Annotated in this window: 19 protein-coding genes; 9 read left to right on the forward strand and 10 right to left on the reverse strand. The window is 54.1% G+C overall.

All coding sequences use genetic code 11. From position 1 onward, the window contains the following. Positions 1 to 69 precede the first annotated feature (69 nt). From rimK to V8L71_RS13280, 3 genes are read right to left on the reverse strand one after another with little or no spacing between them, the layout of a single operon-like run. The gene (gene rimK, locus V8L71_RS13270; protein WP_008957022.1) at positions 70 to 978 is read right to left on the reverse strand and encodes a 30S ribosomal protein S6--L-glutamate ligase; all 909 of its coding nucleotides are present in this window, start codon (positions 976 to 978) and stop codon (positions 70 to 72) included. Positions 979 to 1,021: 43 nt separating this feature from the next. Beyond that, positions 1,022 to 1,462, reverse strand: a complete 441-nt coding sequence (locus V8L71_RS13275; protein WP_176304607.1) for a putative ATP-dependent zinc protease — start codon at positions 1,460 to 1,462, stop codon at positions 1,022 to 1,024. Positions 1,463 to 1,498: 36 nt separating this feature from the next. Further along, positions 1,499 to 2,536, reverse strand: coding sequence for a DUF3549 family protein (locus tag V8L71_RS13280; protein WP_336274388.1), 1,038 nt, complete (start codon positions 2,534 to 2,536; stop codon positions 1,499 to 1,501). Between the two features lie 313 nt (positions 2,537 to 2,849). Between V8L71_RS13280 and V8L71_RS13285 the strand changes: the two genes are divergently transcribed. Beyond that, entirely contained in the window at positions 2,850 to 3,182 is a 333-nt protein-coding gene (locus V8L71_RS13285; protein ID WP_336274389.1) for a YqcC family protein, read from the forward strand. A gap of 92 nt (positions 3,183 to 3,274) precedes the next feature. Here V8L71_RS13285 and V8L71_RS13290 read toward each other — a convergent pair whose 3' ends face one another. The 6 genes from V8L71_RS13290 to V8L71_RS13315 all read right to left on the reverse strand — a co-directional run bounded on the left by V8L71_RS13290 (position 3,275) and on the right by V8L71_RS13315 (position 11,096). Next, on the reverse strand, positions 3,275 to 3,898 hold the full coding sequence (locus V8L71_RS13290) for an OmpW/AlkL family protein (RefSeq protein ID WP_336274390.1): 624 nt from the start codon (positions 3,896 to 3,898) through the stop codon (positions 3,275 to 3,277). A gap of 269 nt (positions 3,899 to 4,167) precedes the next feature. Further along, on the reverse strand, positions 4,168 to 5,658 hold the full coding sequence (gene putP / locus V8L71_RS13295) for a sodium/proline symporter PutP (RefSeq protein WP_008957017.1): 1,491 nt from the start codon (positions 5,656 to 5,658) through the stop codon (positions 4,168 to 4,170). A 195-nt stretch (positions 5,659 to 5,853) separates the two neighbouring features. Then, the gene (gene putA, locus V8L71_RS13300) at positions 5,854 to 9,045 is read right to left on the reverse strand and encodes a bifunctional proline dehydrogenase/L-glutamate gamma-semialdehyde dehydrogenase PutA (RefSeq protein ID WP_336274391.1); all 3,192 of its coding nucleotides are present in this window, start codon (positions 9,043 to 9,045) and stop codon (positions 5,854 to 5,856) included. A gap of 150 nt (positions 9,046 to 9,195) precedes the next feature. Next, entirely contained in the window at positions 9,196 to 10,029 is an 834-nt protein-coding gene (locus V8L71_RS13305) for an AraC family transcriptional regulator (RefSeq protein ID WP_008957015.1), read from the reverse strand. A gap of 24 nt (positions 10,030 to 10,053) precedes the next feature. Continuing rightward, positions 10,054 to 10,413, reverse strand: a complete 360-nt coding sequence (locus tag V8L71_RS13310) for a hypothetical protein (RefSeq protein WP_008957014.1) — start codon at positions 10,411 to 10,413, stop codon at positions 10,054 to 10,056. A gap of 275 nt (positions 10,414 to 10,688) precedes the next feature. Next, a complete protein-coding gene (locus V8L71_RS13315) occupies positions 10,689 to 11,096 on the reverse strand; it encodes a CBS domain-containing protein (RefSeq protein WP_035557597.1) in 408 nt (135 codons plus the stop codon). Between the two features lie 245 nt (positions 11,097 to 11,341). Between V8L71_RS13315 and V8L71_RS13320 the strand changes: the two genes are divergently transcribed. From V8L71_RS13320 to V8L71_RS13355, 8 genes are all read left to right on the forward strand, one after another. Beyond that, complete coding sequence (locus V8L71_RS13320) at positions 11,342 to 11,887, forward strand: YqaE/Pmp3 family membrane protein (protein WP_336274392.1); 546 nt, start codon at positions 11,342 to 11,344, stop codon at positions 11,885 to 11,887. Positions 11,888 to 11,974: 87 nt separating this feature from the next. Next, complete coding sequence (locus V8L71_RS13325; RefSeq protein WP_336274393.1) at positions 11,975 to 12,844, forward strand: carboxylate/amino acid/amine transporter; 870 nt, start codon at positions 11,975 to 11,977, stop codon at positions 12,842 to 12,844. 63 nt (positions 12,845 to 12,907) lie between these two features. Next, positions 12,908 to 13,855 (forward strand): NAD(+) kinase, encoded by a 948-nt coding sequence (locus tag V8L71_RS13330; protein WP_336274394.1) that lies wholly within the window; start codon positions 12,908 to 12,910, stop codon positions 13,853 to 13,855. Positions 13,856 to 13,857: 2 nt separating this feature from the next. Further along, a complete protein-coding gene (locus V8L71_RS13335; protein WP_336274395.1) occupies positions 13,858 to 14,874 on the forward strand; it encodes a metallophosphoesterase in 1,017 nt (338 codons plus the stop codon). Positions 14,875 to 15,100: 226 nt separating this feature from the next. After that, positions 15,101 to 15,952, forward strand: a complete 852-nt coding sequence (locus V8L71_RS13340) for a rhomboid family intramembrane serine protease (RefSeq protein WP_008957008.1) — start codon at positions 15,101 to 15,103, stop codon at positions 15,950 to 15,952. A gap of 9 nt (positions 15,953 to 15,961) precedes the next feature. Then, positions 15,962 to 16,246, forward strand: a complete 285-nt coding sequence (locus V8L71_RS13345) for a YeaC family protein (RefSeq protein ID WP_176304616.1) — start codon at positions 15,962 to 15,964, stop codon at positions 16,244 to 16,246. Next, on the forward strand, positions 16,230 to 17,075 hold the full coding sequence (locus V8L71_RS13350; RefSeq protein WP_336274396.1) for a DUF2797 domain-containing protein: 846 nt from the start codon (positions 16,230 to 16,232) through the stop codon (positions 17,073 to 17,075). The genes V8L71_RS13345 and V8L71_RS13350 overlap by 17 nt, the downstream gene beginning before the upstream one ends. Before the next feature lie 79 nt (positions 17,076 to 17,154). After that, entirely contained in the window at positions 17,155 to 17,580 is a 426-nt protein-coding gene (locus tag V8L71_RS13355; protein WP_008957005.1) for a CopD family protein, read from the forward strand. A 10-nt stretch (positions 17,581 to 17,590) separates the two neighbouring features. Here the strand turns inward: V8L71_RS13355 and V8L71_RS13360 are convergent, their stop codons facing one another. Continuing rightward, positions 17,591 to 18,052: a DUF2231 domain-containing protein gene (locus V8L71_RS13360; protein ID WP_008957004.1), complete on the reverse strand. Its 462-nt coding sequence runs from the start codon at positions 18,050 to 18,052 to the stop codon at positions 17,591 to 17,593. Positions 18,053 to 18,059 lie beyond the last annotated feature (7 nt).

The following is an 18,059-nucleotide window of genomic DNA, read 5'->3' on the forward strand; positions in this document are numbered from 1 at the left end:
GTGACGCAGATTGTGGGGGGGACAGCGTCGATTTGCCACCCCCGAATCGGATTATTTTAAGATTTTGCCTTAGCCTTTAGGCTTGGGCGGCGCTTTACGAGCTGGGGCGGCATTTCTTTCAATGTGCTCAATGATCATGCCCGCAATATCCTTGCCGGTGGCGTTCTCAATGCCCTGCAAACCAGGCGAAGAGTTAACCTCCATAATCACCGGGCCGTGATTTGAGCGTAACAAGTCGACACCGGCAACGCGCAGACCCATGGCCTTGGCTGCACGAATCGCCGTTGAACGCTCTTCAGGAGTGATTCGGATCACGCTGGCGGAGCCCCCGCGGTGTAGGTTCGAGCGGAATTCACCATCCGCCGCCTGACGCTTCATCGAAGCCACGACTTTATCGCCGATCACTAAGCAGCGAATATCAGCACCGCGTGCTTCCTTAATGTACTCCTGAACCATGATATTGGCTTTCATACCCATGAAGGCCTGAATGACTGATTCCGCCGCCTGGTTCGTTTCCGCTAACACCACGCCAATTCCCTGGGTGCCTTCAAGCAGCTTAATCACCAGCGGGGCGCCTTTGACCATGGTGATCAAGTCAGGAATATCGTCCGGAGAGTGCGCAAAGCCGGTAATCGGTAGCCCCAGCCCTTTGCGTGACAATAGCTGAAGTGAGCGTAGTTTGTCCCGCGAGCGTGTAATTGAAACGTTATCGTTGATAACGTAGGTGCCCATCATCTCGAACTGGCGTAACAGCGCACACCCATAAAAGGTCACCGACGCACCAATGCGGGGGATGACCGCATCAAAGTGCTCAATTTCTTGACCTTTATAGTGAATCGAAGGGTGGTGGGAGGTAATGCTCATATAGCAGCGCAGCGTGTCCACCACACGAGCGGTATGCCCACGCTGCTCTGCAGCTTCAACCAGACGGCGTGTAGAGTACAAATTACGGTTGCGCGATAGCAGAGCGATATGCATGTAGGGGACTCCGAGTCTAAATAAAGGCGGCTAATAAAAGGGGTTAAGGCTCACCGTGCAAAAATGCCGCACCGGGTGCAATTAGCAGGCGGCGCATAGCGCGGCGTCCTAATAACATTGGGTGGCGCATATTGCTGCGGTCAGTCAGGGTCAGTTCAACCGGAAAATTCAAATCACCCATTTGCATTGGGGTACGTATTACATAGCGCCACTCGCTATGTCCGTTTGAACTGGTGACTCGGCGTCGATCATGTAAATGTAGACTGTAGCGATGGGCGGGTGTAGTTGGCCCAGCGCTGTGGGTAATAAAACTTACCCATAGTTGACCATGTTCATCTTCATGTGTCTCTATCTCTTCTGCATGCAGGGCAGAAGTACGCGCACCAGTGTCTGCTTTACAGCACAGGTGAAGCCCTAGCTCAGGTAACGTCACCATTTCACGGCGTCCAATGACCGCCTTGGCCTGATAGGGTAATTCCTTCACGGCTCACTCCTTGCAATTAAAAATGACAACATCAAATCAAGCCTTTCTCTGCGACATCATCATGCTCAAACGGTGTTGAATAGAAGAGCCGTCGGGCGCATCACGCATGGCCATCATGACCGGTAAACGTAGCCGTGGGATGAGAGCAAGATCACGCACTACCGCGGCAAAATCAGTACGCTCATCTTCCGCCAAACGCTGTAGAAAAAGAGGTAAGCGCTCAGCGTCTTCAAGATACACCCAGCCACGCCCGGCTATGGCAGCCAGCATATCCGGCCCACAAACTGTGGTGTCTTTAAGTAAGGCGGAGTACCAATTGCCTACCGCTGTTGCATCCGTATTACCCACAGCGCGAAGGCAAGCACATAAGGTTTCAATGTCGCCCGCTTGTGCAGCGGCTTCGCCACGACGTTGCAGCGCGGCGACTAGTGCCTGTGGCAGTGGCTGGTGCTCTAAACAGTAGCACACGGAGTTAATAACGGCGGTAGGTAGGTCAGGCAGTCTCAGCGCTAACGTGTCCGCGTCGGGCGACTCCATACGAACGACGTAATCGGCAATTCCCTGTAATCCCAATGCCTGCCAATCAATCGCCTGCTGGCCACTCAAGTAATCCTCAACCGGCTCAAAATGCTGGCTGGCAGGTAGCCCTGTGTCATAAGTGGCACGGGCATTGAGCATCGCTTGAAAGGTAACGCTGGGCGTAAAGGCGAGGGGATTATCCTTCATTAAGTGGTCCACGTCCGCTGTTTCTTCACGTCCCACCTGAGAAACAGCTCGACCTAATGTTTCCAGCAGACGATTTAAAAACGCATCACGCTGAGCAGGGGAAAGCATCCCCTGTTCATCGAGTGGTAGGGCTAAAAACCAAATAGCAGGCTCGGGCATATCCCCCAAACGAAACAGAATGGCTAGACGTGCTTGGCCTTGCCAAGGTTCTGGCCACGCCAGTTCGCCACGCTCAAAGGTGGCGAGGGACTCCCGTGGGCAGGCGACCACATGGCGGCCCATATGGTAAAGGGAAACCTCTGCGCCGCTGCGGGTAAAAAACTCATCAAGGGTTTGAATCGGTTGCATGACATCCTTCCGCGTTGCAAGCCTGCACTCTACCTTGATGATGGGTCACTGTCAGCCGCCGAGGCGGATAAATACCGGCCAACGGGTATGTCTTACATGACAGTGTGGTTAAAAAGTAAACAACTGTGCGAAAGCCCCATGAGAGCAAGCGCTGCGACACCTTTCCATAGTTTATCCACAGGCTCGTGCAGGTTTTCTGTGAGTCTATGGATAACTCTTCACAAGTGAGCGTGATTGGCAAGCAGCCAGCCGAATGGGGATAATGGTAATAAGATACGCTTTTTCATTTTACGAGGTAGTTACAAACGACGTTATGAGTACTTTTCAACCGCTACAGACAGCACTTCTAGAACTTGAAGCCGCGATGAAAGCCGCCGATCTATGGCGTATGCCGACACCTGACGCTGATGCATTCGCCAGCCAGCAGCCGTTTTGCATTGATACGATGTCGCTGCCTCAATGGGTTCGCTTTGTATTTATTGCTCGCTTAAACGCCTTGATTGAGGCCCGTGCCGCCATGCCTGCCAAGTGCGAAGTGGCTCCCGCTGTGGCCGCGTATTTGCAGCAGGAGAAAACACCTGCCCATCATCAACTGCTTGTTGTACAAGCGGTAGAGAAAGTCGACCAGTTAGTCACTGAAAGCTGAATGGTATTTAAAGATGGAAGCGATTTAACAGACAAAGCCTGCGCAAGGCAGGCTTTGTAAATTACATCCGTCATAACGCTTTTTAAGGCGGCTTAGAAGCGGTAGCTGAGGCCAGCCATGACCACTACGGGGTCGATCTCAACGGTGCCAGCTTCTGCGCCGCCCACTTTGGCATCGGAATCGATATCGATGTACCACGCCGCAGCATTTAACGCCCAATGCTCATCAATCAGCAGATCGATACCGACTTGACCCGCTGCGCCCCAGGAGTCGTCAAGCTCCAATGATGCGCCGATATCGGTTTTTTCGTCAGAGAAACGGGTGTAGTTAATACCTGCGCCGACATAAGGCTGGACACGGGCCTCGGTACCCCCTAACGGGTAGTACTGTAGTGTGAGTGTAGGTGGCAAGTGCTTAGTAGAGCCATCGGTCACGCCTTCAACCTGCAGGTCGTGTTTGAAGGGTAGCGCGGCCAGCAGCTCGACGCCCATCTTGTCGTGGAAGCGATAGCCTAGCGTGAAGGCAAAATTCGTCTCTGCATCGACATTAACATCGGCGCCTAATATCTCACCGTTATTGCTTGTCGGGTCCACTTTCGCAACACCCACGCGGGTAAAAAAGTCACCCGCGCCATAGGCGAATACCTGGCTGCTGGTCATCAAAGCCGCAGCGGCAATACTGGAAACGAGTAGGGTGGGAAGGGCGGCTTTACGCATGAGTTGACTCCTAGTGGCATGGCTAAGCGGCTATGGATGGGCCACTTCATGATGTTTAAGAGTCTAATAAAGAGGTAGTCACTGGTTATTGATCTAGGGCAAGGGTGGGCTGCCTTAACGCCAGATTCGTTATTAACAATATGAACTGCAGACATAAAAAGGCCACCCGAAGGTGGCCCGATCACATACAGCTCAGAAGGGCTGTAATGTAGAGACCTTCCTGTTGTCGATATGTCTGACACATAAAGGTCTCATGATCATCTTACTGGTTAGCGAGTGATGTGCTGATATTCACCCGCATCGGCTGTCATACTGCTCACTACCAGGATAGCAATAAAGGAAGCGATGAAGCCGGGAATGATCTCATACACACCGGGACCACCCATAAATTCACCGTTCCAGCCCAATGCAATCCAGATCATGACGGTAGCAGCACCCACTACCATGCCAGCGATAGCGCCAGCACCGTTCGTGCGCGACCACATTAACGACAAGATAATCAGCGGGCCAAACGCGGCACCAAAGCCTGCCCAGGCATTACTGACTAGCCCAAGCACCTGTGAATCCGGGTCTGAGGCGATAACGGCCGCCACCAAGCCAACCAGTACGACACTGATCCGGCCTACGCCCACACACTCTTTATCGGTCGCTTCTTTACGAAAGAACAGGCGATAGAAGTCCTCAGTCAGTGATGAAGAGGCCACCAGCAGTTGGCTGGAAATGGTACTCATGACCGCCGCCAGCAGAGCAGCATAGAGGAAGCCAGTGATCAGCGGATGGAACAGCAGCTCGGCTAGGATAATAAAGATCGTTTCCGGATCTTCTACGTCCATGCCATTACGGACCGCGTAGGCACGGCCAAACACGCCCAGAGAGACTGCGCCAATCAGCGAGATGGCCATCCAGCTCATGCCGATATTGCGGGCAATAGGTACATCCTTCAGCGTTCGGATAGCCATGAAGCGCACGATGATGTGTGGTTGGCCGAAATAACCCAGGCCCCAGGTAACGGCAGAGAGCCAGCCGATAAAGGTCAATCCTTCTGTCCATGACAGTAGCGTGGGATCGACCTCATTGAGTGTCTGTGACGCTTGGGTGAAACCACCGCCACCTTCGCCAAACAGGACCACCGCCGGCATGATCACCAAGGCCAGCATCATGATGCAGCCTTGCACGAAGTCCGTCATGCTCACGGCCAGGAAACCGCCGACCACGGTATAGACCAGTACCACACCCAGCGTAATGATGATGCCCGTAGCGTAATCGCTCAGGCCACCAATGTTGATGACGCCAGCAAAGGCGCTTTCGAACAGCTTACCGCCTGCCACCAAGCCTGACGCCGTGTATACCGCGAAAAAGATAACGATGACGATGGCGGAGACCGTTCTCAGCGACATTGATCGAGTGGGGAACCGGTTGGCCAAGAAGGCTGGAATCGTAATCGCATTGCCATAGTGCACCGTCTGTTCACGCAAGCGCGGTGCCACCAGCACCCAGTTAAAGAAGGCACCCACGAACAGGCCGATACCGATCCAGGCTGAGCCCAAGCCGGATACGAACATCGCCCCAGGTAACCCCAGCAGCAACCACCCGCTCATGTCTGAAGCGCCAGCCGACAGGGCCGCCACCTTTGGGCTAAGGGTTCGGCCACCTAGCATGTAATCTTCCGAGGTGGATGTGGATTTGCGCATAGCATAAAGGCCGATGCCAATCATGAGCGCAAAGTAAGCAAAAAGGCTGATCCAAACGCCAATAGCCATAAAAAAGTCTCCTGTTTCTTAGTTATTAAGTCGGACGTAGCGCCGACAGGTTAGTGCGCTTACCGAGAAGAATGGGTTGTGGCGCAGTCTTGTTGTTGTTAATGGCTGTTATTCCCTTTTCCTATTCACTTGACGTACCCCAGCAAATGTCAGGCTGGGGTGAGGTCGGAGAAATTTTCGGGCGTGATGAGCGGCTCACTCATCACCCAGCGCCAGTAGCGACGCGTTCCCACCTAAAGCGGCGGTGTTATTAGTAATCGTTTTTTCAGTTACAAAGCGCTGCAGGTAGTGAAGGCCGCCGGCTTTTGGCCCTGTACCAGAAAGCCCTTGACCACCAAACGGTTGAACGCCCACCACAGCCCCAATGATATTACGGTTGATGTACACATTGCCTACGCGCATTTTCTGCGCTATTTCAGCGGCGAATGATTCGTTACGGCTATGTACGCCAAATGTCAGGCCGTAATTGCGACCGTTAATGTCATTGATAACTTTATCAAGCTCGCTGGCTTTGTAACGCACGATATGCAGTATGGGCCCGAACTGCTCGCGCGTGAGTGAATCGATGCTATCAATCGTGAAGGCGACAGGCGCCACGAATGTGCCATCTTGGGTATGCTCAGCAGCCATCGGTGTCTCGGCGACTAGTCGATTTTCGGCTTTGAGTTTTTCGATGTGCTCCATTAAGCCTTTACGCGCCTCTTCATCGATCACCGGCCCCACATCAGTGCCTAAATCGCGAGGGTCGCCAATGCGCAGTTCATTCATCGCGCCTTTGAGGATTTCAATGACCCGGTCGGCAACATCGTCTTGTAGATACAGTACCCGCAGCGCCGAGCAGCGCTGCCCGGCGCTCTGGAAGGCCGACTGAATCACATCTACCACCACCTGTTCAGGCAGGGCAGTAGAATCGACAATCATGGCGTTCATGCCGCCGGTTTCCGCAATTAGGGTGGCTAGCGGGGCATTTTCTCGTGCCGCCAAAGCGCGGTTGATAATTTGTGCGGTGTCGGTGCCACCTGTGAAGACTACCCCGGTGATCCGCGGGTCGGAGGTCAGCACGCTACCTACTGTGGGGCCGTCACCGGGCAGTAGTTGGACGACATCACGGGGCATGCCCGCTTCGTGGAGCAGCTCAATAACACGATGCGCGACGATAGACGTCTGTTCCGCCGGTTTGGCCAGTACCGTGTTACCTGCTACCGCCGCTGCGACAATTTGGCCGCAGAAGATCGCGACAGGGAAGTTCCAGGGGCTGATGGCTGCGAACACGCCCTTGCCACCCATAAATAAGCGGTTGGATTCGCCAGTGGGGCCAGGGAGCTCGATAACTTGGCCGAAGTCCTCTTCAGCGCGCATGGCGTAGAAACGGCAGAAGTCGACGGCTTCTCTAATTTCATCGACGCCATCGGTAAGCAGTTTACCGCCTTCACGCGAGCACAATGCCATTAGCTCTGGCATATGCTCTTCCATCAAATCCCCCAAGCGACGGACAATAGCCGCCCGTTCGGCCACCGGGGTGGCGTCCCAGCGAGGGAAAGCGGCCCACGCAGCATCCAGCGCCTGGGTGGCTTGCTCTTTGCTCGTCCACTGAACGCTACCGACGGTTTTTTGGCGGTCGTATGGGCTGGTAACGCTATGGGTATTGGCGGCGTCGTCCGCGACATCAAAAGCGAGCAGCGGCTTCGTTGGGTATTGCTGATCCATAAACGCAGCCATCTTCTCCATGAGCGGATAGTAGTGGCTGCGTATATTCAGATTCACCCCACGTGAATTGCGCCGCTTGGGCCCGTAAATGTCTTTGGGTAACGGAATGTTCATATTGGCCAGGTGTTTCTGCTGGCGCAGAGTTTCAATCGGGTGCTGACACAGCCACTCGACCGGTACGTCAGGATCAACCAACTGGTGAACAAACGAGGAGTTGGCACCATTTTCAAGCAGTCGCCGCACTAAGTAGGGCAGCAGGTCTTTATGCGCACCCACCGGGGCGTAAATACGGCAGTAGGTACCTTTCGGGGCACGCTCAAGAGCAGCGTCATAAAGCGCTTCACCCATGCCATGCAGACGCTGAAACTCAAAAGGACGGCTATCGCGATTAGCAAATTCTAAAATAGTCGTCACAGTGTGGGCATTGTGGGTAGCAAACTGCGGAAAAATACGCCCATTGGTGTCGCTAGAGAGCAGGAACTGCGCGCAGGCGAGATAGGCTACATCGGTACCCGCTTTACGTGTAAATACCGGATAGCCGTCGACCCCAAGCTGCTGGGACTCTTTAATTTCGGTATCCCAATAAGCGCCTTTGACCAAGCGCAGTGGAATCTCGTCGCCTTGCTGGTCGGCCAAACGGTTGATGTAGTGCAACACTGGCAGCGCGCGCTTGGAGTAGGCTTGAACCACTAAACCGAAGTGCCCCCAGCCCTTGGCGGCTTCACTTTCGTAAACCGCACGGAAGACTTCCAGAGAAATCTCCAGGCGATCGATCTCTTCAGCGTCAATAGTAACCGCAACATCCAGTGCACGCGCCTTGCTGACCAGCTTGATGACTGTGTCGACAAGCTCGGCAAGCACTTGCTCGCGGCGGCCAAACTCATAGCGGGGGTGAAGGGCTGAGAGCTTAATGGAGACCGACGGCGCCGGGGTTTTATCGCTTAACGTTTTGCAAGTCTTGCCGACTTGCTCAATGGCCCGTGCGTAGTCATCAAAATAGCGCTGTGCATCGTCACGGGTACGGGCGGCTTCGCCCAGCATGTCGTAGGAGTAGGTATAGCCTTTATTGAACAGCGGCTTTGAGCGCTTCAGCGCTTCATTGATATCGCGCCCCAGCACGAACTGTTTGCCCATAATCTTCATCGCTTCGTACATGGCGCGGCGGATCACCGGCTCACCCATACGATTAACCATGCGATTGATGAAGTTGGCGGGCTGCCCCTCTTTAGGGTGGTCTAGCTTGAGTACGCGCCCGGTCATTAACAGGCCCCAGGTAGAGGCGTTGACCATCCACGAGTCGCTCTTGCCCACGTGAGACTGCCAGTCGGCGGGGCCGAGCTTGTCTTCAATCAGGGCATCGGCGGTAGCTTTGTCGGGAATGCGCAGCATGGCTTCCGCTAGGCACATCAGCATCAAGCCTTCATGAGTATCCAGGCTGTACTGCTGTAGTAGCTCATCAATCGTATCGACGGCCGTGTCCATTTTACGGACATCCTGAACCAATGCGGCTGTATTGGCTTCAATGCGGGCAAAGTCGTGGCGGTCAGCATCCAGCACCTTGATCAGTTCGCTGACATAGGCGCTTTCATCCACTAGATAGTGGTCGCTAACGCGCGCCATGAGAGTGTCGAGATCAGTTTGCCAGATGGCAGGGTCACGCATTTTCTTGGCATTGAGCATTGAAGCCCCCGAAAGTCTGAACAGAACGAATGGGTAACAGGGCGTTACGCCCAAGCTAGTCAGCGAATGTAGAGTGCGGCTAACTCAGGTGTATGCTGATTTCACGGTAAAACATGTCAATTCCGCGGCAAGCACAGTAACTTTACGACTTTAGTATAGTTTTTGCTGGCCAGCTAGCGGCCCTAACGCAGCGTTTGAGGCGCTGAGCGCAATGGGTGACACATCACCCTGGCGTAGTTTACGCGGCGACAAACCATAGCTACGCCGGAAAGCATGAGAAAGAGCGCTTTGGTTGGCAAAGCCGGTTTGAATGGCAATGTCGGTGAGCGGAAGTCGGCTTTGCAAAATCAGTTGGCGGGCCGCATTTAGCCGTTGCCGCTTGACGTATTGCCAGGGTGAAAGCCCGGTTTGGGCGCGGAAACAGTCGGAAAAATGTGCTTCGCTCAAACAAGCCAGCCGCGCTAGGTCGGCGACACGCAGCTCCTCGGCGAGATGCTGGCGAATAAAATGATTAATTCGCGTCAAATCCAGCCGACGTTGGTTTGAAGTGGTAGCAGAGCCCAATCTCGCTTTAAGGGAACCTAAAAGGGTGGCCGCTAAGCGGTCTTGCTGAAAGGAGTTGGTAGAGGTATCAAACCCTTGAGCAAGTTCGCTCTCCATAAAGGCTAAGTAGTGGCGCAGTGCGTTGTCTAAACCAAAGAAACGGGGGGCATCAAATAGCGCTACTAATTCGTGATTTTCACCTGTCAAAGCGGGGGCGTCCTCGGGCAGGTCGAGAATCAATTGTCGATTATGGCCATTGCCCGAATAGTAGTGCTCGTGATTGGCGGGCACGATACAGCCCGAAAAGGCATTGACGCGCCCACCTAATCCTTCAATTTCAAACTCTGACGAGCCACACATGGTGATGACTATTTGATGAAAATCATGGGCATGATGTTGCGTGGCGCTGGCCAGAGGTATTTGTCGAATGGTGCTCGGCATAGCAGGTCTCCTGGATCGCACCAGCTACTGCTGGCGGAGGGCTGTATGGGCGGACAAATGATCGCGAAGGGCCTTAAGTTCAGCCTGGCCCTCTTGATTGAGCAATGGTTTACCCTGGGCTACCATCCAGCGTCGGCCATGCTGCTCCATTAAATGCGCGGCACGGCGACGAATGCCATCCAAATACTCATTATGCCGAATAGGGTAGCCGATGATAGCGTTCCACTCGGTTTCGCTTACCTGGCTGTTGAGCGCTTTATCAAACAGCGCCAGTAAATCCTTAGGTTCTGTGCGGTAGCGCGGCGTGCTTGAGGTCATCAACACCAGCATTACCGCGCCAATCACCAGCAAGCACACCCCAAATACCAATAAATACAGCGCCATTCGCTGGGCTCCTAGGCGTCATCAGTTCACAAATTGTCGTTTAATTATACGCTTGACGCCGCCAAGGTCGAAAATTTTACTATTTTGCGAACTTTTTCAGCGCGGCGTGTCTGAGTATGTACAGACAACAGCGCGATAGCAGTCGCTAAAGTTGTTGTTCTGGCTCTTTGTTTTGATCCCTTGCTTCCGCTACTCCTTGAGTAGCGGTTTTTTTTGCCTGATGCTTGCCTGTTATATAGCTACTTAAAGAAAGCGTAGCCAGCATAACGGCACGGCTAATGGCGGCGAATCATTAGCAGCGCAATTAGGATATCACGTCGTGTCACGATGCCTATTAACCGCTGTTGCTCCACGACCGGGTATACCTTGGGTTTCGCTGACCGCATTTCCTGTGCCAAGTCGGTAATGCTCTTATTCGGTGATACGCTGAGTACTTCGTGGCGCATCAACTCTTTAACGAGCGGCGCCTCATCATCGTGATAGATACTATCAAGCACACGGCCCAATACATCCTGCTCCGAAATAAAGCCGATTAAGCGGTCGGCGGCATCAACCACCGGTGCGCCTGGCAAGCGGTGCAGTGCCAGGCCCTTGGCTAATGTGGTGATGGATGCGTCGGGTGAAACACGGTAGCAATCGCGGGACATGATGTCGCGAACGATGTTGGGTGCTGCTCTACTCATCATGGACACTCCTCGATCATCGTATTCAGCGCTGTGACAATAATAAAGCTGTCGCAGGCAGTGCGTTGTGATTGTTCGTTGTTGTAGGCGCTAAGGGAGAATCAACTCTTTCACTGTAGGTGATTTGTTCATGGCGTGCGTCCTGCAAGCTATCTTTATTCAACGCTATAAGTACTGAATTTTCTGTGTTGTTAATTTTCTAATGGCATCACCTGACCGTTAATTAAGGCATCAAGGAGCCTTCCATGGATGCACGTGAATATTTAAACCGCAAAGGCGTGGGGAGTGAACGTGACCCGGATCGACCCAATACGTTAGAAGAGAAAGCCTGGGAACGGGCGAGGGGCTCTGGTCATCAACGGCCTAAATCGGGCACACCCCATGATTGGGAAGACTGGGAGCGCCATCACGATGACTTGGCTGAAGGGGCTGAAACCCTTGAGCAGAAAATCGATAAAGAAGCCCATCGTCTTGCCCAGGAGCGGGCGGCTCAGGCTGCTAAAGAGCCAGCTCCTGGCGCCGTAGAACACTTCACGCCACCGCCCAAGGCGGCGCTAGACGCGACCTCGGCTGCATCATCTAAAACGGCATCAGCAAGCCAGACAGAACCAGCGACACCTGAGCCCGCCGCGTTGAAGTTCGCCTATTATGCCCTGGCGATATGCCTGCCACCCCTCGCCGTCGGCTTAACACAGGGCGGCCAAAAGCGTGTGATTATCGCGGTACTGTTAACGCTAGCGGGTTGGTTGCCGGGTGTGGTGTATGCGGTTTGGTGGTTGCAGCGGCGTTAACCAACGGTTGTTATTACGTTTACGACTTGGCAGCTTCATCCAGGTGCGTATAATCCGCGTAAACTAATTTATAAGCCGGGGTTTACGATGGGTTATCTAGTGGGCGTTACCGCCCTGTGGGCATTTTCCTTTTCGTTGATAGGGGTTTATCTGGCGGGGCAGGTCGACAGCTACTTTGCGGTGCTGCTACGAGTAACACTTGCCATGCTGGTGTTCCTGCCGTTTTTACGCCCCAGCCTGCTGCGCGGTAAGCAGCGGCTCGCCCTCATGGGATTGGGTGCCATCCAATTGGGAGTGATGTACACCTTCTTCTACCAATCCTTTTTGCTGTTGTCGGTGCCAGAAGTACTGCTGTTCACGATCTTTACGCCTATTTATATCGCACTGCTGGATGACCTCCTGTTTGGTCGCTTTACCCCTATCTATCTCGTGACGGCACTGCTTGCTGTTCTCGGGGCAGGCGTTATCCGCTATGACGGTGTCGATAGCGGCTTCTGGATGGGCTTTTTAGTGGTGCAAGGGGCAAACCTTTGCTTTGCTATTGGTCAGGTAGGTTATCGTCGATTAGCGGCTGATTTGCCGCCTACGCTGGCGTGGCACAATGTGTTTGGCTGGTTCTTCATTGGCGCAATGGTAGTGGCATTACCCGCTTATTTACTTTTCGGCAACAGCGCTGCATTACCGACCACATCGCTGCAGTGGAGCGTACTGGCCTGGCTGGGGTTAGTGGCGTCTGGCGTTGGCTACTTTGCCTGGAATCAGGGCGCCACTAAAGTGGATGCTGGCACGCTAGCGATTATGAACAATGCGCTGGTGCCAGCAGGGCTTATCGTTAACCTGGTGATTTGGAACCGCGATGCGGATATCCCGCGCTTGCTGCTAGGTGCGCTTATCATTGCGGCCTCGCTGTGGCTCAACCATTGGTGGTGCCAGCGTCGTCAAGTGGCCGTTAGCTAAGCCTATTTGCCCGATACCTCAGGTGTCTCCATAATGGCGGCTTCTGTTAGCGAGAGTCGGCCCATGAGCAACACCTTACCACCAGATGCCAAATCTTCAGAGGCTAGGTCGCCCTCCAGCGATCAATCAGGCAGGCCCTTTAAAACCATCGGGCTGATTGGTCGGTTGGGTAGCGATAAAGTAATCGATTCTCTGCAGCGCCTGGTGACCTATCTCGTCGCCCATGAGTATTCGGTGCTGGTGGAAGACCGCACGGCTACTGCCTTGCCGCATCATGGTCAACCGGAAGCAAGCCGCCGCATGTTGGGGGAGCTGTGCGATCTGGTGATCGTGGTGGGAGGCGATGGCAGCTTGCTTGGTGCGGCGCGTACGCTCTGCCGAAGCGGAACGCTTATTTTAGGGGTCAATCGTGGCCGCTTAGGATTTCTTACTGACATTTCGCCAGATGAGCTGGAAATCCGTGTTAGTGAAGTGCTCGCGGGCGAATTTGAGATTGAACAGCGTTTCCTGTTAGACGCCGTGCTCTACCGTAACGGTGTTGCGGTGGGCAACGGCGATGCCTTGAATGAAGTCGTTCTGCACCCCGGCAAAGCGGTGCGCATGATTGAGTTTGAATTGTTTATTGATGGTCAGTTTGTTTATAGCCAGCGCAGCGATGGCTTGATTGTCGCCACGCCTACCGGCTCTACGGCTTATGCACTCTCGGGTGGTGGGCCGATTATGCACCCCAAACTTGATGTAGTGACGCTGGTGCCGATGTTTCCCCATACGCTGTCGAGTCGGCCAATCGTGATTGATGCCGCCAGCGAAATCCGTATTCATATTGGCGAAACTAACCAAACCTATCCGCATATAAGCTGCGATGGGCAAACGCGGGCGGTAGCGAAGCCCAACGATGTGTTGGTGATTACCCGTAAGCCTGAACGCGTTCAACTGGTGCACCCCATCGGACATAATTTCTACGAAGTGCTGCGCAGCAAATTAGGCTGGAGCCACCGGTTGGGGGATTAAGCATGCAGCGTGAAACGCAAGGCAGGCCTCAGCTGGAAGGATATGACCTGATTGGTGATGTCCACGGCTGTGGCGCTACGTTAGCCACATTACTCGAAAAGCTGGGTTATCATCAGCGCAGCGGTGTATACCGTCACCCACGCCGCAAGGTGATTTTCCTTGGCGACCTGATTGATCGCGGGCCGCGTATTCGCTTGGCAGTGACCATCGCCCGGCGAATGGTAGAGCAGGGCGAGGCCTACATTGTGATGGGTAACCATGAGTACAACGCCCTGGCGTATACTCATCCAGGGCCTGCAGGTAGCCACAAACGCTGGCTGCGTGAGCATACTCCTCGGCATAATCGCATTATTCAAGACACCCTAGAGCAGTATCGCGACTACACCAACGAGTGGGAAGATACGTTGGCGTGGTTTAAAACTATCCCGCTCTGCCTTGAGATAGACGGGATTCGGGTGGTGCATGCCTGCTGGGATCAGAAGCTGATTGACGAGCTAAAGCAGCGACGTCCTGATCAATGCATGGACACCGAGTTTTTGGTTGAATCCACCGACCCCACTACCCAAGCGTATCAAATACTAGATCGCCTCACTCGAGGCCCGCATGTCTCGCTGCCAGAAGGAATTGCGATACACTCTGGTGATGGCTTTACGCGGAAAAGTTTCCGCGCCCACTTTTGGGCTCAAGACCCACAGCAGTGGGGGGATGTAGTCTTTCAGCCGGATAACTTGCCCGGCGATCTTGAAACCCACGAACTCACGGCCGAAGAGCGGCAGCAATTGAGTTATTATGGGCCAGAACAGCCGCCGTTATTTATTGGTCACTACTGGTGCGAAGGGATACCGTCGCTTCCCGCTCGCAATATCGCCTGTTTAGACTACAGCGCGGTCAAATATGGCCGGTTAGTCGCTTACCGCTGGAGTGGGGAGGCGGTCTTAAATGCCGACCACTTTGTATGGATTAAGGTGCCGAAAGAGGAGCGGGCATTGCCGAAACCCTGGGAAATTGATTTTGATTAGGTGATTATTTCTTTGGTTACGTTTTTTTACATAATTTTTGCAAAACGGCTGAACTAACGCTGCTGTCGGCTATCAGAGTAAGTGTTCCCTTGAATGATCCCTTGCTTTTATTCTCCGGCGGTCCCCACCGCCGGTTTTTTTTGCCTGCTTGTTGGCAGCCGATAGCTCGCCCAATACCTACTCGCTGCGGTCAGCGTGCCGTTAGCGCATTGATTAGAGGGATGTTATGCATCCAGTGATGCTTTTGCCCGATCACGCGGATACAAGCGAACTGCGAAAGGCACTTTGGCGCCACCGCATTGGTCACCGCATTACCGACGAGGCCGACGGCCAGCTGCTATGGATTGCTGATCCTCGTCAGCACGATGAACTAAAAGCACTGGTAGAGCGCTGGAAACAGGGGGAACCCCTGGAGCTTCAGCACTCAGCCAAGCGTTCACGCAACATGACTGCTTCCCTGACTTCTCTCAAACAAGTGCCGGTGACGGCCTTGATGATTGCGATAAGCGTGGTGGTGTTTGCCCTGATAGAGGTGTTCGGTGACCAGCTGATCGTGACGTTGACCATCGTGCCCATCGGTATTTCAGGGGGTGAGCTGGTGTTCGGTCAGCTGTCGCAAACGCTCTCGTCAGGGCAGGTGTGGCGCTTACTATCGCCTGCATTTCTGCATTTTGGCTGGATGCATTTGATATTTAACCTGATGTGGGTGTGGTACTTCGGCCGTCAGATTGAAGCGCTGCAGGGCAGCCGCACTATGCTACTGCTGCTTGTTGTGGCGGGCATAGGCGCCAACATCGCTCAGTACTTAACCGGTACCGTATTGTTTGGCGGTATGTCCGGTGTGGTTTATGCGCTGCTGGCCCACGTTTGGTTGATGTCCCGGCGGGTGCCCCGAAGCGGTTTCTTTGTGCCGCAAATGCTGGTGGTCTTCATGCTGGGGTGGATGGTGTTCACCATGACCGATATGGCGGGCAGCGTTGGTTTTGGCAATGTCGCTAATGAAGCGCATTTGGGTGGCCTACTCGTGGGGCTGGTCACAGGCTGGTATTATTCATCCCGCCGTTTGAAAAAACATTAAGAGGCCGCAATGAGCGAAATGACGTTCGAGAAAATGATTAACCAGATGACCCCAGCGATCTATGAGAGCCTGAAACAGGCGGTATCGCTGCGCAAATGGCCTGATGGTCGTCGCTTAACGCCCGAACAGACCGAGCTCTGTTTGGAAGCGGTGATGCGCTATGAAGCTGAGAACAATGTGCCGGAAGAGAGCCGCGTAGGCTATTTAGAGCAGCGTACCTGTGGGGCAGCTGCCAACGGCGCTGGTGTAACACCAGAAATGGCCGGCTTGGCACGGGATGCCACGCGTGATTGAAGCGGCAGTGCAAGGTTGTTTAAGCAAAATGGCAGCAGCGCTGCCTGATCGTCAGCATGAGCAGGTAACCTACCATTTGCGTGCAGGGGAGCATCGTGTCGCGCTTAATGAGCGTATCGGTGAGCCGCTTAGTTTGCGTTGGACGGGCGCGATTGCCTGTACCCACTGTGGGCGGGCGACCAAGAAGAGCTTTGCTCAGGGCCACTGTTACCCTTGCTTTAAGCGGTTAGCACAATGCGATACCTGCATTATGAAACCAGAAACCTGCCACTTTTTCCAAGGCACCTGCCGTGAGCCGGAGTGGGGAGAGAAGCACTGTTTTCAGCCTCACATCGTTTACCTGGCTAACTCTTCTGGCTTAAAAGTGGGTATTACGCGCAAAACCCAAATGCCAACCCGTTGGTTGGATCAAGGTGCAATACAGGCACTGCCGATTCTGGAAGTCGATACTCGCCAGCAGTCCGGGTTTGTCGAAATGCTGTTCAAAGAGCAGGTGGCCGATCGCACCAACTGGCGGGCCATGCTTAAAGGTGACGTTACAGTAATGGATTTAGCCGCTGAGCGTGACCGGCTGCTGAGCCTGTTAGCTGGCGGGCTGAATCAACTCCGCGAGACTCATGGGGCAGATGCCATTCGCACCCTGGAGCAGCCCGCACAAGAATTTCACTACCCGGTCAGCGTCTTCCCAAAAAAAGTGGTGTCGCATAATTTTGATAAGCAACCGGTAGTGGAAGGCGTGCTGCAAGGCGTCAAAGGCCAGTATTTGCTGCTTGATAGCGGCGTTATTAATCTCCGCAAATTCACAGGTTACGAGATCCAGGTGAGTTAATCGGCTAGCCAGAGTGCGGTGAGTTGGCTAAGGTTAGGGGGTAGATTTATCTCGCCTTAAGCAATGCAAGGAAGCCCCGATGCCCTGGCTTAAACTGCTTCACATTGCCGCGCTAGTGATTTGGTGCGGCTCGCTGTTGTACTTGCCCGCTTTGCTCAGCCAAACGCTGCAGCTACGTAAAGACTCGGGCTTTGCTCAGGGTACGCCGCCAATGCCGCGGTTTTTTTATATCTCCTTTGCTACCCCTGCCGCCTTAGTGGCGATTGCGTCGGGTACGCTGCTGTTTCTTATCCATGGCATATTGGGCGGCTGGTTAATCTTAAAGCTTGGCGCCGTGGTGGCGATGGTGGCCGCTCATGGCTGTTTTGGCTGGTTAATACTGCGTCTTGAGCAGGGCCACTACCGTTGGGTGAAGCCCGCCAACTGGACAGCGCTATGCGTTGCGTTAGTGGCCATTCTCAGTGTGCTAGGCTTTGTATTAGCAAAACCGCTGGATTGGAGCTAACACTGTGGCTCTAGTCCTCAACGTCGACACCGACCGCATGTTCATACACCAGTTGGCCGCCCAGCAGGCCCGCCACGGCGATCAAACCAGCGGTGATCAGCGATACGGCCAATCCCCAGGGCAAAATCGCGCTGGCGTCGTTAAAGCGCAGCAGCCAGTTCAGCGACGCCAGCGAGAGCATTACGACCGCTACGATGGCATGACTCCAGCCAGTAATCAGGCGGCGAATACGTGGCACTGTGACCAAGTCGATAATCCCCGCCGTACTGGCAATCCAGCCGCCAAACGCACCGACGCCAGCCAGCCACAAGCTGGCGCGCAGCCAGAATTCATCACCACTCAGCAAAAAGCCAATATCGCTGGCCACCAGCGCCAACAGCGCGGCGACCGGGAAATGAATCATCACTGGATGCAGTGGGTGGCCGGCGATAGAGGCGCGGCTTACGATCGAGAGTTGGCGAGTTTTTGCCATGGTCACT

Origin of the sequence: Vreelandella indica, from assembly GCF_037070225.1 — a bacterium.
GTDB lineage: Bacteria > Pseudomonadota > Gammaproteobacteria > Pseudomonadales > Halomonadaceae > Vreelandella > Vreelandella arctica.